This window comes from Spirosoma migulaei (assembly GCF_054776855.1).
In genome coordinates, this window is the sequence record NZ_BAAHBG010000011.1 from 45,947 (window position 1) to 68,119 (window position 22,173).

The 22,173-nt window shown below is 48.2% G+C and carries 14 protein-coding genes; 5 read left to right on the plus strand and 9 right to left on the minus strand.

Going from position 1 to position 22,173, the window contains the following annotated elements:
- Positions 1–8 precede the first annotated feature (8 nt).
- From ACYVGO_RS14070 to ACYVGO_RS14080, 3 genes are read right to left on the minus strand one after another with little or no spacing between them, the layout of a single operon-like run.
- Positions 9–1,802 (minus strand): phage tail sheath family protein, encoded by a 1,794-nt coding sequence (locus ACYVGO_RS14070; RefSeq protein ID WP_460969811.1) that lies wholly within the window; start codon positions 1,800–1,802, stop codon positions 9–11.
- A gap of 24 nt (positions 1,803–1,826) precedes the next feature.
- Positions 1,827–2,642 (minus strand): hypothetical protein, encoded by an 816-nt coding sequence (locus ACYVGO_RS14075; protein WP_460969813.1) that lies wholly within the window; start codon positions 2,640–2,642, stop codon positions 1,827–1,829.
- 11 nt (positions 2,643–2,653) lie between these two features.
- Entirely contained in the window at positions 2,654–3,277 is a 624-nt protein-coding gene (locus ACYVGO_RS14080; RefSeq protein ID WP_460969814.1) for a Pvc16 family protein, read from the minus strand.
- Positions 3,278–3,533: 256 nt separating this feature from the next.
- Here ACYVGO_RS14080 and ACYVGO_RS14085 point away from each other — a divergent pair, with 256 nt between their 5' ends.
- The 3 genes from ACYVGO_RS14085 (at position 3,534) to purQ (ending at position 6,023) form a co-directional block, all read left to right on the plus strand.
- Entirely contained in the window at positions 3,534–4,274 is a 741-nt protein-coding gene (locus tag ACYVGO_RS14085) for a 5'-nucleotidase C-terminal domain-containing protein (RefSeq protein ID WP_460969815.1), read from the plus strand.
- Positions 4,252–5,211, plus strand: coding sequence for a bifunctional metallophosphatase/5'-nucleotidase (locus ACYVGO_RS14090; RefSeq protein ID WP_460969816.1), 960 nt, complete (start codon positions 4,252–4,254; stop codon positions 5,209–5,211). The genes ACYVGO_RS14085 and ACYVGO_RS14090 overlap by 23 nt, the downstream gene beginning before the upstream one ends.
- 110 nt (positions 5,212–5,321) lie before the next feature.
- Positions 5,322–6,023 carry a phosphoribosylformylglycinamidine synthase subunit PurQ gene (gene purQ, locus ACYVGO_RS14095; protein WP_142775116.1) on the plus strand — a complete coding sequence of 234 codons (702 nt, stop codon included), beginning with the start codon at positions 5,322–5,324 and terminating at the stop codon, positions 6,021–6,023.
- 89 nt (positions 6,024–6,112) lie between these two features.
- Here the strand turns inward: purQ and ACYVGO_RS14100 are convergent, their stop codons facing one another.
- Complete coding sequence (locus ACYVGO_RS14100) at positions 6,113–7,009, minus strand: cyanophycinase (protein ID WP_460969817.1); 897 nt, start codon at positions 7,007–7,009, stop codon at positions 6,113–6,115.
- A 487-nt stretch (positions 7,010–7,496) separates the two neighbouring features.
- Here ACYVGO_RS14100 and ACYVGO_RS14105 point away from each other — a divergent pair, with 487 nt between their 5' ends.
- A complete protein-coding gene (locus ACYVGO_RS14105; protein ID WP_460969818.1) occupies positions 7,497–13,373 on the plus strand; it encodes a hypothetical protein in 5,877 nt (1,958 codons plus the stop codon).
- 170 nt (positions 13,374–13,543) lie between these two features.
- On the plus strand, positions 13,544–14,113 hold the full coding sequence (locus ACYVGO_RS14110) for a type 1 glutamine amidotransferase domain-containing protein (RefSeq protein WP_142775113.1): 570 nt from the start codon (positions 13,544–13,546) through the stop codon (positions 14,111–14,113).
- 165 nt (positions 14,114–14,278) lie between these two features.
- Here ACYVGO_RS14110 and ACYVGO_RS14115 read toward each other — a convergent pair whose 3' ends face one another.
- The 5 genes from ACYVGO_RS14115 to ACYVGO_RS14135 form a co-directional block, all read right to left on the minus strand.
- A complete protein-coding gene (locus ACYVGO_RS14115; protein ID WP_460969819.1) occupies positions 14,279–15,037 on the minus strand; it encodes a LytR/AlgR family response regulator transcription factor in 759 nt (252 codons plus the stop codon).
- Positions 15,034–16,143: a sensor histidine kinase gene (locus tag ACYVGO_RS14120; protein WP_142775111.1), complete on the minus strand. Its 1,110-nt coding sequence runs from the start codon at positions 16,141–16,143 to the stop codon at positions 15,034–15,036. The genes ACYVGO_RS14115 and ACYVGO_RS14120 overlap by 4 nt, the downstream gene beginning before the upstream one ends.
- Positions 16,144–16,357: 214 nt before the next feature.
- Positions 16,358–18,748 (minus strand): ABC transporter permease, encoded by a 2,391-nt coding sequence (locus ACYVGO_RS14125; protein WP_460969820.1) that lies wholly within the window; start codon positions 18,746–18,748, stop codon positions 16,358–16,360.
- A gap of 251 nt (positions 18,749–18,999) precedes the next feature.
- Positions 19,000–21,669 (minus strand): ABC transporter permease, encoded by a 2,670-nt coding sequence (locus ACYVGO_RS14130; RefSeq protein WP_460969821.1) that lies wholly within the window; start codon positions 21,667–21,669, stop codon positions 19,000–19,002.
- Complete coding sequence (locus ACYVGO_RS14135; RefSeq protein ID WP_142775110.1) at positions 21,666–22,004, minus strand: PadR family transcriptional regulator; 339 nt, start codon at positions 22,002–22,004, stop codon at positions 21,666–21,668. Before ACYVGO_RS14135 ends, ACYVGO_RS14130 begins: the two co-directional genes overlap by 4 nt.
- Positions 22,005–22,173: the final 169 nt, after the last annotated feature.

Below are 22,173 nucleotides of genomic sequence, written 5' to 3' on the forward strand. Positions count from 1 at the left end.
GTTATGAGTTAAGATTCCTGCATTTTGTGAGCAAAGCGATGCACAATAAATTCGGCCGGACGAACGGCGGCCAGCCCAGTTTCGACGATCAAAAATCCATTTAATATATCCTGAGCAGTCATGGTCTGCCCCAACCCAACCCGAACATAAAACGCATGTTCTGCCTTAATACCAGCCAGGGCGCCTGCCCGCCATTGCAACGTCAGGAAATTTTCGATCATGGCTCGTACCTTTATCCAGGTATTGGCATCATTCGGTTCGAATACAAAGGGGATGGAGGCTTTCTTGACCGATTCTTCGACCATGATGAAAAAACGGCGAACCGATACGTATCGCCACTCATTGTCGTTACCCGCCAGGGTACGTGCTCCCCAGATGAGTGTGCCCTTGTTGGTGAAAAACCGGATGGCATTGATCGACTTGCCTGCATCGGAGTCTACGTTCAGACCTTCCTGATCATCATCGGTAATCAGCACTGTTGGACCAACTACATTCGTTATGCTGACATTCGCGGGCGCTTTCCAGACACCCCGGGTTTCGTCGACGCTAGCGTAAACGCCAGCCACGGCACCACTGGGTGGCAAAATGATATTCTGGGCTTCGGCGGCCGACACAATGGCGGAGTATAGCGGAATCTGGGATTTCATATCCGCTTCTTTAGCCGTTAGCCGAGCATCAATATCCGTTAAAAAGCCGGAGACATACGTGACTACCTGCTCAAACGTTTTGTCGATATCGATCATGGCTGATTGGCCTGCCCCCGTTGCCACCAGTGCATTTGCCGTACCTTTTAAGTCTATTAATTTTTGTCCATTGGCCGTAGGCGTAGCTTCATCGATGTACAGTTTGAACGCTGCCAGTGCATCTGCGTTTTTGAATGTTGCATCGGGGGCTTCAGCAAAGGCTTTAATGGCATCTTTAATGGCCTTTATTTTATCTCCTTTTGTCAGTATGGCGTAATAGGCGGTGCTATCGGGTAGCAGGCTGTCCTTTATTTTCTTCACATCCGTTACCAGACTAATTGTGGCCTGGGCCAATGTTTTAGCGGTACCAGGATCAAGCAGACTGTCGAACGATATTGGTGCTGCAGCAACGCCTTTGCGGATGGTCAGGCTAGAGAAACTAACTGTGACTGGCAGGGCTGTTTTAAGGTACGGATAATAAGCCGCTCCGTATTTGAGAAATGTTCCGACTGCCCCCCGGAACCTGGTAATGTCGGTGTCATCTACGTCTGGATTGGTGATGTCCTTAACTTTTACATCCAGAATGGCAAATCGATCCTGCATGTCTCCGCAATGAGTTAGAGCTGCCTGCTGGACGGCTGCAAGCTGGCCATCATTGGAAATTCGCAAGGCATCCGGCATGACAATGAGGGTTGGCTCGTCGTATTTTTTCAGTCTATCCAGGGCATCCGTAAAATGGGCTGCTGTTGGCGCTACCGTATAGTTACCCACCGAAACGATATAGCATTTTTCTCCGCCATTGGCAAAAAACATCGTCAGACTGTCGTATAGAAACTGATCGGGCGCTATGGTAACCTGATCGACCATGTTCTGCGAATCGAGGTGGACAGCGAAGGTACGGTCGGGGGCAGTGCCAAAGTATTTCCGGTACTCCACCATCGATTTAATTCGAGTGGGTTGGCCAGTAATATCTTTGCCCTCTTTAAGCGCTATTCGTGTATAGCCGATAAAGGCTGGGATGGCCGTTTCGACCTGGGCCACCGAAGGCGGAAACAACGACACTTCGTCGATGTACACGCCCGGCGTTTTGAGCGTCGCTAAATTGAGTGTGCTTGCCATGAGCAATGGAGATTTGGATGCGGTTTAGTAGATCGTAGAATAAAACAGGCCATCATTGCCAACGGCGGTGGTCGCCGGAGTAGGGTTTGGGAGCTTGACGGTATCAGAGATGACATCGATCAGGCCATGCTGAACAAGCTTAAACTGGCCGAGATCGTTGATTTTGTAGCGCCAGTGCGTAGTGCGGTTGCGTAAGGTGACTGTGTAGGTAAGTGTTGGCTGAATATTGTTGCCGCCATCGAGCAATGTTCGGTTGGGTGGATCATGTTCGATCTCGATGAATCCCACCGGAGGTTGCAATCGAGTGACCGATGGTGGTTGCTCCGGCCGATCTTCTATATCCTCCAAGCGAATGGTTTCGTTGGCGTTGAGTTGGTTTTTTGTCGGGTCGTTGGTTGAATTCTGGTTTTTTAGGCGAAAGACACGATTCGTTTTCTTCAGTTCATCCATCACATTCATAGCTATGTCGGTGTAGAGCATAAAAAATGGATCGGTGGGATAAACGGCAAAGACCAGCTTCAGTTTGTCGGACAGGGGCGAGAAAGGCGTGAGGCTACCGTTACCTTTGGTGGTAGCCATTATAACAAATCCATCGGGTTGTTTTTTTACCAGCATTTGCAAATCGCGCAAGGTCTGACTCGTATCGGAATCGGGTATAATATCCCAGTACTGATCAACCGTATACGTATTCCGAACCAACTCAATTTTTTTCTTTAAACCGTTTGATCCGGCTGCGTCGAACTCAGTTGTGCTATAATTCAGAAAATAGCGGTGAAGTACCCGTATCCTGAAAAGGATCTGGTAGCTGATACCAATGACTTCAGGTTGACTTAGTGCCATAGCTAGTGTCGTTAATTAGGGGTACTAGTCGTCCGTTTCACACGCCCTTCAATTCCCTGAATAGCTGGCCCTGCGCCAAGCTGCCCACCAGCCTGCTCCTCAACAACCCGTATTTTATACATGACGGCTGGTACTTGTTTGCCTCCCAGCGTTCCCCAGAGTTGATTGAGTCTCTCGAACGACAGGCTGTAAAAATCAGCAACGATACACAGCAGCATCACTCTTGGATCAATTGGCGAGGCCCCCGGCCCTGCATCGTTCAGTGCCGTAGCGGCAGGTGTATTGGCAAGGGTATACTGATTTTTCTTCTGGAAACACTGGATTATCCAGGAGAGCATTTTCAGTGCGCTTTCGTAATCGTCAATATTGATATGATTCGCGCTGATCAGTACGTATAGATTCAAAAAAACAGGCGGGTTCTGGATGTCGAATCCACCGGCGGCATTTCGTTGGTAAGAGCTGGAATTTTTAAGCGTAGCCTCTTCTTCTATATTGACCAGCGTAATCAGGATGGAGTTAGCCTGTGTACCTGCTACGGTAGCTATGTTTCCCAACTTAACAGTTATTGGGTCTACGAGCGGCTTAAGATAGGCCTCTAACTCAGAACGGATAAGTTCCAGGGCTTCAAATACCATGACAAGCTATCGTTAAGTGGTGTGCAGAATTCCGATTAATAAACCCCGGAAGAGGTACGGTTTATTAGTCGCAAAAGGTATGCGATTTGGAAACAGAGATAGAGGAATCTTTTATTAAACGGTAGGTGCTTTTATTTTTAGCGGTTTGGATACGTGGATTAACTGCCAAATTATCAGTTCATTAGAATCTTGTATGGTGCTTTCTAACGATTTGTTAACGCAGGATTGCAAAGAGTTTCCGAACTTGCGGATACGTATGAAAAAATACCTCCTGCTGTTGGCGTTGGCTGGTTTGCCGGCCTGTAACTCCGGCTACCACCTTACCCAGCGAACCGCCAATCGGATTGGGGTCGATTCGCTGGCTGCTTCCTCCGATACCAGCCTTGCCAACTTTCTGCAACCCTATCGGCAGAAGATGGACCAGACGATGAATGAGGTGCTGGCTCGCTCAACCGGACGTATCGAGAAAGGCCTTCCTGATGCGCCACTTAACGACCTGCTCACCGACGCCTTGCTGAAGCAGGCTATCCAGAAATATGGCAAACCCATCGACTGCTCACACCTGAATTATGGTGGTATCCGGAGTAATTTGCCCGAAGGCAACATCACGATCGGATCTGTTTTTGAGGTGATGCCTTTCGATAACCAACTGATTGTGCTAACCGTTAAAGGGGATATGCTCCAGCAACTGCTCAATCATTTTGTACGGGGTAGTGGGCTGGTAGTGGGCGGAATTCGGGCTAAAATTCACGATAAACAAGTGCAGTCCGTTACGTTCACAAATGGACGGACTCTCCAGCCGAACGAAACCTATACCGTTGTCCTGAGCGATTACGTAGCAAATGGGGGCGATGATGCCGGATTCCTGAAAAATCCCATTAAGAGCGAAAATATCAACTATCTCATGCGGGATGCCCTAATCGATTATTTCCGACAGCAGGGTAAAACCGGTCAACCTATTAATCCTGTTTCTGATGGACGCGTTAGCATCGAATAGACGCCAGTTTCTAAAGCTACTCGGCACAACTGCCGTGATTGGCTCGGTTGCCCCAGAGCTATTTGCCCGGCCAGTCCAGACCGGACTTGGGGTGGCTCATATCGGTCTCGCTAAAACTACATCGCTGACTATTCTGCATACCAACGATGTACACAGCCGACTGGACCCGTTCCCAATGGATGGTAGTCGTAATGCGGGTAAAGGTGGCGTAGCCCGTAGAGCCACATTGATCCGAAAAATCCGGCAGGAGCAGGCCAATGTACTGCTGTTCGATGCGGGCGATATTTTTCAGGGAACACCCTACTTTAATTTATACAAAGGCGAACCTGAAATTCTGGCGATGAATCGTCTGGGCTACGATGCCGGAACCATTGGTAACCACGATTTCGACGGTGGCATCGACAATATGGTAACCCAATTTGGTAAGGCCAGTTTTCCGGTTCTGATCGCCAATTATGATTTTAAGAACACCGTAATGGACGGAAAAACCATGCCCTACAAACTCTTTGAAAAAGATGGTGTTCGGGTGGGGGTTTTCGGGTTGGGTATTCAACCGGCTGGGCTGATTCCGAAAGAGGCTTATAAGGAAACGAAGTACCTTGATCCCGTAGAAATTGGGACTGACGTGGCCGCTCAGTTGCGCACAGACAAAAAGTGTGACTATGTCATTTGCCTGTCGCACCTGGGCTTTAAGTATACCAACGAGCCAACAGTATCCGACAATGTACTGGCGGCAAAAACCAGGAATATTGATCTCATTATCGGTGGGCATACACATACATTTCTTGATGCGCCGGTAGCTGTCAATAACCTCGATGGCCAGCCTGTATGGATCAACCAGGTCGGTTTTGCGGGTATTAATCTGGGTCGAATTGATCTGGCATTTGAGAAAGGTAAAGCCGTTTCCAGCACCGGAAAGTCCGTTGAAGTAAAGTAAAGTCAGTATCTTTGTGTATCTAAAGAGTGAAAGGGTGAATGAGCGAAAGAGCGAAAGGCTGGAGCGCTAAACATTCATTCACTCTTTCACTCTTTCGCTCTTTTAATCTTATGAAATTTGGTGTTGTTGTTTTCCCCGGTTCTAACTGCGATCAGGATGCAGTGGATACGCTGGAACTGATGGACCAGGAAGTTGTTAAACTCTGGCACAAAGACCATGATCTGCAAGGTTGTGATTTTATTATCCTACCTGGTGGATTTTCGTATGGCGACTATCTTCGTACGGGAGCTGTAGCCCGGTTTTCGCCGATTATGAACGAGGTCATTGCCCACGCCAATCGAGGTGGTTACCTGATGGGTATCTGCAACGGCTTTCAGGTGCTGGCCGAAGCCCGCTTAGTACCGGGTGTATTACTCCGCAATGCCAACCAGCAATACGTCTGCAAAAATATTTATCTGACTCCCCAATCGTCCGATGCCTTGTTAACGGCGGGCCTTGTCGGAGGGCCGAACCCTCGTCCGGCTTACAAGATTCCGATGGCGCATGGAGAGGGTCGTTATTTTGCGGATGCCGATACGCTGAAATCCCTTAACGATAACGGTCAGGTACTGTTCCGTTACTGCGACGAAACGGGTGCCATCACGGATGCCGCCAATCCAAACGGTAGCCTGGAAAATATTGCAGGGGTGACTAACCTGGGCAAAAACGTGTTTGGTATGATGCCGCACCCCGAACGAGCCGCTGATCCAGCGCTGGGCAATACGGATGGACGGCTGATCATGGACCAGATTCTCAAAGCGGTGTTGGTATAAATTGTAGAACGCAGATGACGCGGATTAAACTGATTTAAATGGATTTATATCCGCGAAAATCAGTTTAATCCGCGTCATCTGCGTTCTATTTACTTCGCTGGCTCGTTTGGCCGTTGCGGGCGGGTATCCATAACTTTCCGGGTCTGTAAATCAAACTTCTGGCCCTTGCTCAGGAAATAGAAGGGGCCGCCGGTGCTGTTTTGCCCGGATGGATATTTCGTGCTATTGGCAATCTGATTGGCTTCATAGATGGCTATGTAGGAGCTGCCAATTACCTCGAAGGTATTTTGCTGAACCACAATGGCCGTGCCCTCATCAATAGCTATGCCAAGTAGTTCAGGGCGAGCTTTAATGACCTCAATTAAATCGAACTGACGGTTCCGGCGCAAAAAATGCTGGTCGATGGCGACGTTGTGAAAGAAGTCTAGCCCCTGGGTGTGATCGCCCACCATAATGGAATTGCCTTTGGTATCCCCCCGCACCATAAATGATCCCTGAATTGTAGCGCCCGCCGATGTACCGCCAATGACACCACCTCGGCTCAGTACGGCGTTAAATTCTTTATGGGCCAGTGTATTCAGATACGAATCGGCCAGCCGCCAGTGCCGTCCGCCCACAAACCAGATTCCGGTAGCTTTCTTCAGGGGCGCAACAAATGATTCCTGGTTAGCTACTTTCGGATCGCGGGTGTGCATTATGGTGATGTTTTTTACGCCCAGACTGAGTAGCTTTTCTTTCTCGCGGGGGGCCGTGTTGGCCGACGAATCTTCACCTGCGGTTGGAATAATGACGATGTCCGCTACGGCGGGACCGCCTGCCAGATCAACGAAGCGGTTCCAGAGGTCTGGCCCCATGCTACCACCCCCAACAATAATCAATGCGCCTTTCTCGGGCCCTACTAATTTGGGTGTTGACGCCGTCTGAGCGCGACTTAGACTAGCCAGAAGAACCAGCAAGAGGATGGGTAATGTGAAACGCTTTTTCATGTCAGATTGTCGTTTGGTTTACTGTGTCGGATCCACAGTATCCAAAGTTAACGAATAGCCTGATGTTGCCCTAACTCATTGTAAGACAAGTTTTCTGCTGACAGGGCAATACAAACTCAATCTACTTCCAATTTTACATTGCTACAAGTAGTCCACTATGTCTATTTTGTGACAAATTAGTAGCGTAAAGTACCTCAAGTAACGGTGTTTAGCCGCTTTACTGGCTTTCCTTTACAGTTTTCTGTGACGTAGTTTTATAATTGGTACGCTATTTGTAACTCTACAATTGGAGTGAATAGGAGTGGAAAGTTAAAACACTAAGTATACGGATTAGAAATCAGGATAACCCAATAGGCATAGAGGTATAGATTAATAATGCGCCCATATGGTCAATTGTCCATTTGGCACAGCCTTTGTATCCATTTGAGGAGTACAAAGGCTATCTCCATTTGGTGATTTTACATCTATATATTGACTACACCTCTCTATGTTCAACTTTACTGATTCTAGGTTCCACCAACTTCATTACAATAAGAAAAATAACAAAGATGCTTTTTGGGAACATGCGCCAACCCAGTTTGTTCAGTTGGGCATTCGAGTTGTATCAATCTGCATTTTTGGCCTGCTCTGCCTTTTTTGTAGCGTAACACAAGCTCAATCACTTCAATGGAGTACGGCTATTTCTAATAAATCTTCCAATCAGGGAACTATCCAAAAAATTGGGCCAGGTGGGTCTATTTATGTATTAACAGAGGGACGGAACAACGCTTCGGGCTATTCTGTAGCCGATATCAAAGAGTTTGGTCCTCCTTTATCTGGGCCGGGTGATGGCTATAACGCCGTTTTGTCAAAGTATTCGCCCGATGGAAATACCCTCGAATGGGTACGGATTTTTAATGGAGAGAATAGTAGTTTCACCCCCCTGGCCTTTGAGTTTTCTCCATCAGGTGAACTAGTCCTCCTGTGCGTAACAAATGGAGGGGCACCTGCTTCTGCCCTTATTACACCAAACGGTTTTCAAACGAGTCGGCCTAATACGGCGGGTGGAAATTTGGCCGTGTTAATGAAGCTATCGCCCGACGGAAAGACCATTACTTATGGTACATATCTGGGTGCGGTTGGCGGCTCTTCCAATGTACGTGTGCGCCTTTGGAACGAAGCGCCCTATTTTCAGAATCTGATTGTCACGGCTGATGGCTCCATGATTCTAATGTTGCAAAACAGCGGATCCGGCGTTTTACCGACTACCCCTGGTGCTTATCAGTCGGTTCCGAAAGGTGGCGATGATGATCCATATATGGCCATTTTTAACGCTGATGGCACACTCCGTTACGCGTCTTATTATTCGACAAGCGCTTCTGTACCTGTTCAATACGCTACTGATATTACACCTGATAGTGACGGTAGTTTTTACGCCACCTACCGCAATGGCAACGGGGCAATATTGCCCATAACGCCGGGAGCTGCTTATTCGAACGTTTCACTTACCAATCAGGTGGGATATATCGCGCATTATGGGGCTTCGGGACAACTATTGCAATCAACGGCCTTACCCGGTACCCAGATTCAGGGCATTCGCAAACGGCCTAACGGGAATCTGGTGGTAATGGGAGTTATTACGACTCCCTCAGAATTCGTAACGGTCGGTTCATCTCCCAATAGGGCATGGACGCCGGGCCAGCTTACCCTGACGGAATTTAACCCGACCCTAACCTCGGTTATTCGGAGCGTAGTGGTTGGTAACGGAAGTGTGGAAGCGTCGGATATGGAACTTGATGCTCAGGGGCGGGTGCATATCAGTGGAAAAGCCAATGCGGCCTCCAGTGTCAGCCCAACGCCGGGCGCATTATACTCCATTTTTGGTGCTGGCAATGCCATGTACCAGGTTATTGACTGTGATTTTGATAAAGTCCTTTATGCAACCTACTTAAATACTGGGGAGAATGGGAGTACCACTGGTGCTTACGATGTTGAGCTAAAAGGCTGCCGGGCAACGATCCTAGCTACGGCTGGTTCGCATACCTTGTATCCGGTGACACCAACTGGCCTGGCCGACAATGGAACCTCCAGCCTGAGTGGTTATAATCTGGTTGCCAATCCGCAGGCCACCACCGTTTATCTGACCGCGTTTACCTATGCGAAGTATGTAGACAACACGAATACGATTGCCGCAACGATTACTTCGTACTGTGAGGGAGCTGGCTTGTTTCCCATAACAGGGTCTAAACCAACGTATACAACTCCGTTCGTAAGAGGAGGCTTCGATGCGAATCCTGCCCCTGTTTCTCTGTATTACCAATGGCAAAGCAGTGCTTCTGCGGCTGGCCCATGGACCAATATTCCCGGCGCAAACTCGAAAGACTATACACCGGCTTCCTTATCGGGTGGGGGATCAACTTTTTTCCGGAGGGCCGTTCAGTTGACGCCTTTTGATGCAAGCTGTTCGCCCGTCGCGGGCTGTGATGTGACGAACTACAGTAATAGCATTGAATACACGGTATCGGCTAATAAAGCTCATTCAACAGATCTGGCAAGTAAACCCTACGGTTTTTGCAACGAATCGACGCTTACCGTAACTGCTGCCATTACAACCGGTGCTGATGGCGATCAGGGAGCCTATGTCTATACACTTGGTTTGCTGGCGGGTGGTGCTCCTGTGCTTTCGGGTACGGTCGCTACGGCGGCAATGCCTATTTCGCTAACGACGACGGAGCAGGGTAACTTTCTGCTGAGTGTGACAGATAGCCGGGGATGTACCAGTTACGATACCCTGAAAACTGTTTATTTCGATGTATCACTCCCTTCCCGAACCGTGTTTACGTGCGGTAATCCGACGGTGAAACTTGGACCTGTTTCCTTACCACCGGCCTACGCCAATGTATCAACGAACACATACAGCTGGACACCAACACTAGGCTTAGACAACCCCAACGGTGTAAATCCGACCGTTTCGACTCTACCGCCAGCGGGAGCATCACAGGATTATTATCTGGATTTTAATGGGTGTCGGGTTGATACGGTAACGGTTATGAATCAGAGTATTACGCCTTTGCCTGCTTTGCCTAGCTTAACGTTATGCCAGGGCGACACGGTTCGGCTGGGGCAGGGGCTTACAGAACAGGCAGGCGTTAGTTATGGGTGGGTGCCGGGTCTCGGCATTGGTGAGCCTACCGCGATACGTCCCGTATTCACGGCTACCTACGCACCTCAGGGCATAAATACAATTGCGTTTACCGTAATCGCGTCAAACGGTACATCGGGCTGTGTACAAACGGCCACCCAACAGGTTACGGTTTACAAAACCCCCAACAATGCTTTTAACCAAAAGCAACCCTACGTCTTTTGTCCTACATCCGGATTTTTGGCAACGGCTAGTTTCGGTACCCCGTCGGAAACCGGTATCAGTTACAGTTGGCAGGCGGTTATTACAAGTGTGTCAGCTACGCAGGGTGTTCCCTCACCCGCTCAGGCTATTACGTTCCTGAGTAGTACAACTGCTGCACAGGTATCTATGCACATGCCTGGTACAACCATTCCAAATGGTGGATTGGCCGATGGTCCCTACACGATCTTATACATTCGAACCAGCCAGAATGCTACAAATCCGGCTTGTGCACGGGTTGATACCGCCGAAATCAGGTATATCGTAGGTTGCGGAGTTGGCGGTACTGATTTCTGTAGACTAGATCAACAGGGAGGATCCCAGGGGCAATGTGGTGGCTCGACCAATACGATTGGGCCAATCAGCGCGGCCAGTAATGGTACCTATACCTGGTCGCCGGTTACCGGGCTATCAGACCCTGCTACTGGACTACCTTTAGTTGCGGGTGTTCCTCATCCGGCCAGGGTGATTGCAAATCCATCTGGCCTGGTGGCTGTAACCTATACGCTGTCGCTTACCTTGCCAGGCATACCAGACACCTGCCAGATTCTCGTAAAAGTATTTCCTGGTCAATCGTCATTGCCAGTTGCCAATTATTCATCGCCGGTGGCAGCCTGTAAGGGAGGAACCGTACAGATTCAGCAGAATGAAATTCCCGGCTATCGGTATAACTGGACAGCAGGAACGCTGGTTTCGGATTCAACAATTGCTAATCCAACCACGGTGGCCTTACTCACCGATAAAACACTCTATGTCAAGGTGACGGATGAGGCAACAGGCTGCTCTGTTCAGGACACCGTGAAAATACAGGTGACACCGGTAGATAATAATGCGGGACTTGATGGTACCTATTGCTTAACATCGGGGGGGAGCTTTACGGTGGGCTCAGCTGCTAAAGCAGGTTATACCTATGCCTGGTCTTCGCCAACTCCTGGGGTTGTTTTTGGTTCTCCAGCCAGCGCCACATCAACGGTTTCGATTCCGCCCAATACGGATAGTCCGGTACTTTTCATTCGGAATGCCACGAATGGAAATACGGCGGCAAACTGTTCATATGCCGATACGGTTCAATACACGTCCTTTACGTCTCCAGCCCTGAACATTCACGCGCCGGGAAGCTTGTGCGCTGGGGGAGGTGGTTCCGTAACCATCGGGCCAGTACCCGATCCAAACTTAACCTATCTATGGTCGACTGGAGAAACAACGGCCCAGATCAGCGTGTCGTCAACCGGCCCTTACAACCTGACCGTTGGGCAGGGTTCCTGTTCGGCTACGGCTACAATTAATGTTAATACGGCAACTGATCCCACGGTCAACTTGGGTAATAATCCGATTGATCCTCCCTGTAATGGCCCGGTTACGATTGGCGTCAATAACTCGCCCGATGGTGGCTGGAGCTATTCATGGAGTCCGTTTACGGGCGTTGTTTCGTCGTCGGATAACCTCTCGACTTTACAGGTTTACCCCGATGTTCCAACTTCATATACGCTAACGGCCACTCATGCAACGGGTTGTGTAAAACAGTTTGTTTTTCCAGTTCCTCCAGCGGCTTATGTTGCCAGCCTGCCTGCATCACTTAATTTCTGCGAAGGGGATGGCGCTTCAACGGCCCTGCCACTCAACAACCCACCTGCGGGAAGTACGGTTGTCTGGACAGCCAGCCCAAGCAGTGCGACGGCCTATTTAAGTTCAACATCGGTTAGCCAGCCTATACTGGATATTACGGCGGCTGTTGCCGGAACGTATACGTACATTGCAACCGTAACGTATGGTAGCGGCTGCGTATCCGTAGCTTCGGTAAATGTGAAGATTGGTAAACAACACACAAACCTGGCGGGCGATGACAAAGCCATTTGCCTGGGTAGTTGTGTCCAGATTGGCAAGCCTGTACAGGCAGGAATTAGTTATAGCTGGAGCACTATACCCTACGACGCTACTAAAGTAGCCCAGATTTCAAACCTGTCTTCGTCGCAGCCCAGCGTTTGCCCTACTTCGTCAACCGTGTATAAGCTGACCTATTTCGACGCGAATGCAGGCTGTAGTTTTGGCAATGAGATGACCGTTCAGGTAACCCCACAAAGTCCGGTACTGACCGTTAATGACCTGAATACGACCTGCCAGACGTTTGATGGAACGGCTACGTTTGATCTGGCCAATGCGATTGTTGGGACTACAGGAGCTAGTGTTGGTTATTATGCAGATGCTGCCGCTACCATTCCAGTTGCCAACCCGGTTTCTCTTCCAACTACCTATTACATTAAGTCGATTTCAGCGGATGGTTTCTGCTCTACCATTAAGCCCGTTAGCGTTTCATTCACGGCCTATGCTAATTTTGTTTCAGTCGCAACGTCGCCCGTTTGTAGTACCAACGGAACCGGCGTGTTGGTGAAGGGGAGTGTCACCTTATCGAATTATACGGCTGGTAGTTTCTATCAGTATGTAGAAGGAACGGATTTCTCGGCCGGTACCAAAATGCCTGCTACACCTACTCTGTTAGGGACCTCGTCGCAGGTAATTATTAGCGGTCTGGATGATGCTGTACTGCCTAAAACCTTTACGGTTCGGGTATTCAACCCCGCAGCGCCGGATTGTTATGCGGAGCAGCAAGTGACGGTTCAGCCTTCCAATTGCTGTATTAAACCCAGCTTTCAGGCCAATGCCGTGCCAGTTAGCTGTCTAGGTAATGTCCCACAAGCTAATGGCCAACTCGTACTAAGTGGATTTGCGTCTGGTAACACCTATCAGTTCTCGGCGGGTAATACGTTTACTGAAGCCGCTTCTTTGTCAGGACCAGCGCAGGCTATTCCAGCCAATGGAGTAATCGTGAGTAACCTCACAAACCCGGTAACGACTCAAGACTATACGGTTCGGGTGTTTAGCAGTTCGGGTTGTTATACTGATGTGACGGTACAATTAACAGCAACCACCTGTGCTTGTCCCCCCAGCGTTTGTATACCTATAGTGATTAGAAAAATAAAGTAAGGTTAACGACTGAAACACAGAGTTGACGGAGTGAAAACGGAGATACACAGAGAAAATTAACATCTCTTGGTGAATCTTCGTTTTTACTCCATGAACTCTGTGTTTTAAATTTATGCCAACCTTCTTCTTTTTCCATAGTTATACTAGGGTAATCAATTTCTCAACGTACTATGGAAACGCAGCAACAATTGACAGGAAAGAAGGTGGCGATTCTGCTAACCGATGGATTTGAACAGGTCGAAATGACTGAACCTCGTAAAGCGTTACAGGATGCCGGGGCTACCACGCACCTGATTGCACCAAAAGGGGGCGACGTGAAAGGATGGGATGAAACCGAATGGGGCGATACCTTTCCGGTTGACTTACCTATTGCCGGAGCCGATCCAAATCAGTACGATGCACTGTTATTGCCGGGTGGGGTTATGAACCCGGATAAACTGCGTACTGATCCTAAAGCGGTACAATTTGTTCGACACTTCTTCGAGTCTAAAAAGCCAGTAGCGGCCATTTGCCATGCCCCAATTATGTTGATCGAAGCCGGTGTGGTTAAGGGACGTAAACTAACATCATATCCATCTATCCAGACCGATCTTAAAAATGCCGGAGCAAACTGGGTCGATGAAGAAGTCGTAACCGATCAGGGCCTGGTAACCAGCCGTAAACCCGACGATATTCCCGCTTTCAATCGGAAGATGATTGAAGAAATCCGGGAAGGGAAACACGACCGGCAACATGCGTAGCGCATGACCACATAAACAGATAGGTACCCGGAAAATTAATCTTTTCGTTGCCATAGCGTATCAGATTTCAGAAACTGATACGCTATGGTTTTTTAACGTTTTAAGTAATCAAGCAGTTGTCAGATATCTTCTTTACGGTAATGGCCTACCGATACCAAAGACGAGTTAACGGCCCAGCCAGTCTTTAAACTCCGATAAACGGCTCAGGCTGACGAATATTTCTTCACGCGGGGTGGGTAGTAAATTCAGTTTAAGCTTCCCCGCTGAGTACGTGTGAATGGCCTGAATGGCCGATCGGGCCACCAGAAACTGCCGGTTTATCCGGAAAAAATTTGCTGGATTCAGCAACCCCATTAATTGGTCAAGGCTGTATTCGAGGGGCATGAACTGGCCGACCCTGTTGACCAGAAACGTCGCTTTTTCTTCGGTATAGAAATAGGCAATGTCGGCCACTTCTACGCTGTGGATTTTGGTGCCCAGGCTAATCATAAATCGCTCTCGATAACTAGCGGTTTGGGGCTTCTGTAAAAGCTGGAGAATCGTACTAAGATCGGGCGTTGCTGGCTGGTTGCGAATCGATTTGAATTTATCCAGGGCAGCCGCCAGTTCATCGTAGTCAACGGGTTTAAGCAAATAGTCGATGCTATTGACCTTGAACGCTTTTAACATGTACTCGTCATAAGCCGTCGTGAAAATAATGGGTAGGGTGAGCTGCTGTTGTTCAAATACTTTAAACACCAGCCCATCTTCCAGGTGAATATCCATAAAGGCCAGATCCGGTAAGGGATTGCTACGAAACCAGGCCACTGTTTCGCTGACCGAGGGGAGCTGTGCCAGAATATGGATCGTTGGATCATACTTTTTCAACAGCCGCTCAAGTTGGCGGGCGGTGCGATCTTCATCTTCAATCAGAACGACGTTCATGCTAATAGGGGGAGTTTTACCAGAAAATTGCCAGCCTGCTCGCCATACCATACCGGTCGGGTGGTGAGCAGTTTATAGCGATTTGCAATGTTACTGAGCCCAATTCCGGTCGATTCGTCGGGCTGGTCGCGGGTTTGGAGTGGGTTCACGATCCACAGGTACTCATCCTGCACATAAATTTGCACGCGCAGAGGTTCCCGTACCGACATGCGGTTGTGCTTGACTGCGTTTTCTACCAGCAGTTGCAGCGATAATGGGGCAATGCGATACTGTTGCTGCACATCGGGCGGCACATTCAGTACGACCTCAAACTTATTCTCGAAGCGAATCTGAAGCAGAAAGGTGTAGGATTGAATAAAATCCAGCTCTGTTTTAAGCGGTACACTTGCCTGATCCCGCTGCTCCAGAATGTACCGATACACTTTAGCGAGCTGCTTCACATACTGCTCCGAAAGGTCCGCATCTTCGTGAACCATGGAGGTGAGAATACTCAGGCTGTTGAATAAAAAATGGGGGCTCAGTTGATTTTTAAGGGCTTCAAACTGGCTGACAGCCGCTTCTTTTTCTAATCGTTCGGCCCGGAACTGCACATCTTTTAGCTGCTGATACGAGCGGGAAATAATTGTTAGATAGAACGCCGACAGGATAATGACCAGATTAAAAACGTTGTTTACCCGTTGCAAGTAGGCGAATACATCGGGGGTAAAGGGGAGGTCGTGTTGTTTAGGAGGAGGTAACAGCCCACTCTGCATAATCAGCGTAAACAGCCCCATGATGATCAATTGAAAAACCTTGGTATAAAGTAGGGCCAGCCCAAGTGAAATGAGCATAGTCAGCACCAGAGCCAGCCAATTGAAATCCAGTAGGAAATCCTCACCAAACCAGCGAAATAATTGATTCTGAATCCAGTCGGTAGCAGTAATCCAGACAAAATATAAGCCCAGGGCGATCAGGACAAAGACCAGTATAAACGGCGATATCTCCAGTAGTTTGGCCGGATTGCGAACCGATTCGGGTAAATTGACATACAGTAGTAACGGAGAGTAAAGTAGCAGCAGTCGGATGGCCAGTTGCCATTTTTGTCTGGAAGTTAACCGCTTGGACATGGTCAATCAGAATAGGAATCCACTAAAGTTGCAGTGGAGCGTCGGATAACCCAAACGAAAGCAGACAATCGCGCCATTTATACCGATGAGGCTTAGAAATGGCGGGAAGAATATGCGGATGAAAGTAAAAGAAACAAACTTTTAACCACAGAGAACACAGAGATATACCATGTGGATAAATCTCTGTGTCCTCTGTGCCTCTGTGGTTAAAAAATTACTCGCTTCTCAGGCTTTTTACGGGGTTTAATAAAGCCGCTTTGATGGCCTGGTAACTAATTGTCAATAAGGTGATGGCCAGGGCCACAATAAGCACGATCAGGAAGACGCCAACGCCAATATTGATTTTGTAAGTGTAATCGTCCAGCCATCGACTCATGGCATACCAGGCAATGGGCGAAGCCACTAAACAGGAAATAATAACGAGTAGCACGAAGTCTTTCGAAAGCAGCCCCCACACATTGGCTATGCTGGCACCCAACACTTTACGAATACCAATTTCTTTGGTACGTTGCTCGGCCATGAAGGAGGCCAAACCAAATAAGCCCAGGCACGAAATGAAGATAGCCAGCAGGGAAACAATGGCCGACAAGTTGCCAATCAGCTCTTCGTAGCTGAATTTTTTGGCGTACTCCGTATCGGAAAACTTATAATCGAAGGGAAACCCTGGGTTGTACTTATCGAAAATGGGTGCAATTTTTTTAATCGCTACCGAAGCTGCTACGTTCGGGTTTATGCGTACACAAACAACACTTACCCAATCTTTTTCAAACACAATGGTCAAGGGCGAAATAGCCTGGTAGGGTGATTGCATCATGATATCGGGAATGACACCCACCACCTTCCGGTCTTTACCATTCCATTTAAGTATTTCGCCAACTGGATTCTTCAGGCGCATGCGTTTAACGGCCGCTTCATTTAAAATTACACCCGACGAATCGGTCGTAAAATCCCTCGAAAAATCCCGGCCTTCTTTCAGTTTAATCCCGATTGTTTTAATGTAATCGAAATTGGTGGCGATGGTGCTGAAAATGACGGACTTCTCATCAGGAGTTGAGCCTTTCCATTCCCAGCCATTGTTGTTACTCCAGATTTGGGTAGGTGGCGAGTTGGACTTACAAATAGACGTCACCACGCCGGAGGCCAGCAGTTCATTACGAAGGGCGTCAAAATGGTCAATTAGATCTTTGGACGAATTGACCGAAATAAGCCCACTATTATTAAAGCCAATTGGTCGGTTTTTACCATGCTGGATCTGCTGATAAATGATAATGGTGCCAATCATCAACACAATGGAAAAGGTGAATTGAACCACGACCAGGATCTTACGGGGCAACGACGCGCTTTTGCCCACATGAACGCCCCCTTTAAGAATCTTCACCGGGTTGAACGACGACAGATACAGCGCGGGATAACTGCCCGCCAGTAATCCAGTGAACAGGGTGAACAGCAGAGTGATGCCCCAGAAAACGGGATTGCCGAACTGGACACTCATTAGCTTCTCGGTGAGTGTATTGAAGTAAGGCAGCGAAACCAACACGATGACCAGGGCCAGCACCAGGGCCATAGCGGCAATCAGAATGGACTCACTCAGAAACTGGCCGATGAGCTGCTCGCGAGCCGAGCCCACGGCTTTGCGAACCCCCACTTCTTTGGCTCGTTTTTCGGATCGGGCGGTGCTCAGGTTCATGAAGTTGATGCAGGCAATCACTAAAATAAACAAGCCGAAAATGCCGAACAATCGCACGTATTTGATGAACCCACCCGTGTTTTTCCCTTCCGTGAAGTCGGAGTAAAGCCGCCATTTTTCCATGGGGTGGATAAACACCTCGGGCTTGACAAGTTTTACCGTATTGACGTCATTGGACAAATGGGATAAGACCACATCTTTTATTTTGGCGTTGGTTTGTGCGGGATCGATACCCTCTTTGAGCTGTACATACGTTGCCCAGGAGTTATTGCCCCAATTCGGTTTGTGGAATTTCTTGATCCAGTCATACATAGCCTCCTGCAAGTTCCAGGGGAGCAAATAATCAAATTGGAGGGTGGCATTTTTGGGTTGTTTGGCCACCACAGCCGTTACCTTCAAATCCACTGTATTATCCATTTTCAGGATCTTACCAATAGGGTCCTGGTTGCCGAAAATAGCTTTTGCCGTTTCATCTGTAAGCACAATGGAATAGGGTTCCTTTAAAGGGTTTTTATCCCCATTCAGGACGTTCAGCGAAAACATATCGATGGCGTCCTCACCAATGAAATGCCCATCTTTCAGGAATTTTTGATTCCCAAACACCAGCGACCGATTGCTTCCCCAATCGCACATCGCTACGGCCTTGAAGTCCGGGTATTTGGATCGTAGTTCGTCACCCATCGGGAAGGGTAACGCATCTTGTGTGCCCCGGTGCCCGTCGAAGGTTTGGTGCATTTTGACCTGGTAAAGGGTCGGGTAGTTTTTGTGGTGTTTGTTAGCCGAAACTTCATCGTCGATCCAGATGCCAATCAGCATGGCCACTGCCATACCTACAGCTAGTCCACCAATATTGATGGCCGAATACGACTTGTTTTTGACCAGATTCCGGAAGGCGATTTTTAAATAATTGCGGATCATAGTGGGGAAAAAATAAGGTCCCATGTGTATGCTACTCGCTTGCATAGCAAATAAATTGCCAGCTTGATAAAAAGCCATTTAGAGCGCGTAGTGGGGGTTTTCGTCAGGAGAGATAAGACAATGGCTGTCCATAAACGGACAGGTTTTGTACGATTCAGGACAGCTTTTATTTAAACACAGAGGAAGCACGGAGAACACAGAGAAATAGCAACATCTCTGTGTTCTCCGTGCTTCCTCTGTGTTTAAATCGTTTATTCGCTTTTCAAGCTTTTGACGGGGTTCAACAAGGCGGCTTTGATGGCCTGGTAGCTGATTGTTAGTAAGGTGATGGCCAGCGCCATAATGAGTACTACTAAAAATACGCCGACCTCAATATTTATTTTGTAGGTGTAGCTTTCCAGCCATTGACTCATGGCATACCAGGCAATAGGTGAAGCCACTAAACACGAAATAATGACTAACAGAATGAAGTCTTTGGACAGTAGTCCCCACACATTGGCAATGCTGGCACCCAACACTTTACGGATACCAATTTCTTTAGTACGTTGTTCCGCCATAAAGGAGGCCAGACCAAATAAGCCCAGGCACGAAATAAAGATGGCCAGCAAAGAAACAATGGCCGACAGGTTGCCAATGAGTTCTTCATAGCTGAATTTTTTGGTGTATTCGGTGTCGGCAAATTTATAATCGAAGGGGAAGCCTGGATTGTACTTTTCGAAAATCGGCTGGATTTTTTGGATCGCTTCCGAAGCAGCTACGTGTGGATTGATTCGTACACAAATAGAACCTACCCAATATTTGTCAAAAATGACTGTCAATGGCGAAACTGCCTGATAGGGCGATTCTATCATCATATCGGGTATGACGCCAACTACTTTTCGGTCGCTACCATTCCATTTTAGGAGTTCGCCAATGGGGTGTTTCAACCCCATTCGTTTAACGGCCGCTTCATTCAGAAGTACTCCCGATGAATCGGTACTAAAGTCTCTGGAAAAATCCCGTCCCTCCTTGAGTGTAATGCCTATTGTTTTAGCGTAATCATAACTCGTGGCAATCGTTTTGAACCCTACGGATTTATCGTTGGGCGTTGAACCTTTCCATTCCCAGCCATTATTGCTGGCCCAAACTTGAGACGGTGGCGAATTTGTTTTACAAATAGACAACACCATGCCTGAGCCCAGCAATTCGGCCTGAAGGGCTTCGAAATGATCAGCTAAATCTTTTGACGCATTGACTGAAATAAGCCCCCTATTCGTAAAGCCAATCGGCCGGTTTTTGCCGTGCTGGATCTGCTGATAAATGATAATAGTGCCAATCATCAGCACAATGGAAAAGGTGAATTGAACCACCACCAGGATCTTACGGGGCAAAGAAGCACGTTGACCCACATGAACGCCCCCTTTGAGAATCCTGACGGGATTGAACGAGGACAAATAAAGCGCAGGATAACTGCCTGCTAGTAAGCCTGTAAATGCCGTGAAAACCAGCATAATTCCCCAGAAAATGGGATTGTCTAGTTGAAGTAGTAATTGCTTTTCAGTAAGTGTATTAAAGTAAGGCAGTACAACAACTACCAACCCCAGGGCCAAAACAAAAGCCATGAAGGCGATCAAAAGAGATTCGCTCAAAAATTGCCCGATGAGCTGCTCACGGCCCGAGCCAACGGCTTTCCGAACCCCCACTTCTTTAGCCCGCTTCTCAGAACGGGCCGTGCTGAGGTTCATGAAATTGATGCAGGCAATCACCAGAATAAACAAGCCGAAAATGCCAAACAGCCGCACGTATTTAATAAAACCTCCCGTGTTTTTCCCTTCGGTAAACTCCGAATAGAGCCGCCATTTTGACATGGGATGCAGAAATACTTCGGGCTTTGTACTCTTTCGAGTAAGCTCATCATTTAGATGGCTTAGTACGATGTCTTTGATTTTGGCGTTGGTTTTCTCGGGGGTTACACCGTCTTTGAGCTGGACAAATACCTGATATGAATTGTCGGCCCAGTTGACTGCCTGCCGTTTTATATCATCAGTATGACGTGCTGCCTGCAAGTGCCACGGAATTAAATAATCAAATTGCAAACTGGCATTTTTTGGCTGTTTGGCCACCACCGCTGTTACCTTTAAATCCGAGGTATTATCCATTCGCACGGTTTTGCCAATGGGGTTTTGCTGACCAAAAAGCGCCTTGGCTGTTTCGTCTGTCAGTACAATGGAATAAGGTTCTTTCAGTGGATTTTTATCCCCATCCAATATCTGCAACGAAAACATATCAATGGCATCCTGACCAATGTAATGGCCATCTTTCAGAAATTTCTGATTACCCACCACCAACGAACGGTTGGCGCTCCAATCGCACATCGCTGTTGCTTTAAAGTCCGGGTATTTGGCCTTTAATTCGTCGCCCAGTGGAAATGGTATTGCATCCTGCGTACCTCTAACACCATCGAAGGTTTGGTTCATTTCTACCTGGTAGAGGGTTTCGTAGTTTTTATGATGCTTGTTGGCCGATAATTCATCATGTATCCAGATGCCAATCAGCATGGCCACTGCCATACCTACAGCCAATCCGCCAATATTGATGGCCGAATACGACTTGTTTTTGACCAGATTCCGAAAGGCGACTGTTAAATATGAACGGATCATAGCAGGATGGAAGAATAAGGGTTGAGAAACGTCATTGTATTTCGTATACCGGGGCTTGAAGGTAGGCGTGGGTTCTCGTCGCCAGAGCCGGGGGTGGAGTAGCAGGATCAGATCCACCACGTATAACAACCGTGCTTTGGCGTAGCCGTGGCGCTGACCTCGTTTATGGAACAGCTCATCCATATCACCCTGAATCTCTTCGCGCAGGTGCGGGGCCGTGATTCGTTCCAGCAGGCGCTGTGCCCAGCGGGGCGCGTGGTTCGGTATTTGTTGCTGACTCATACAACCCCTCCTCCAAAAGCAGCTTTAGGAATAGCGGCCCAGAGTTCGTTGCGGATTTTACGGGCTTCCAGCAAGACCTGCTCTCCAGATGCCGTTACGGTAAACAGGCGTTTCCGCCGACCTCCACGTTCGGCGGTAGCTTCCCCAAATCGGGAATTCACGAGCCCTTTTTCTTCGAGTCGTTGCATGGTTCGATGAACGGCTCCCAGACTCATAGAGCGTTCGAGTCGCTGGCTGAGTTCGTCCACAACAGCCGCGCTATAAGCGTCGTCGTAGAGCAGCGCGATGGTTAGTAGTACCAACTCTTCAAATTCTCCTAACTGAGTTCCCTTCATGGCTGGAGTAGATTATGTGCTTACCTATATGCTACTCGTTTGTATAGCAAATAGGTTGCCAACTCAGGGAAAGGCCGTTTAGGCCGTATAGGGATGGTTTTTTGTGAAGTAGAGTTATTGGCGATTGTCCAGAAACGGACAAATCCTGTACGATTCAGGACATAGGCCA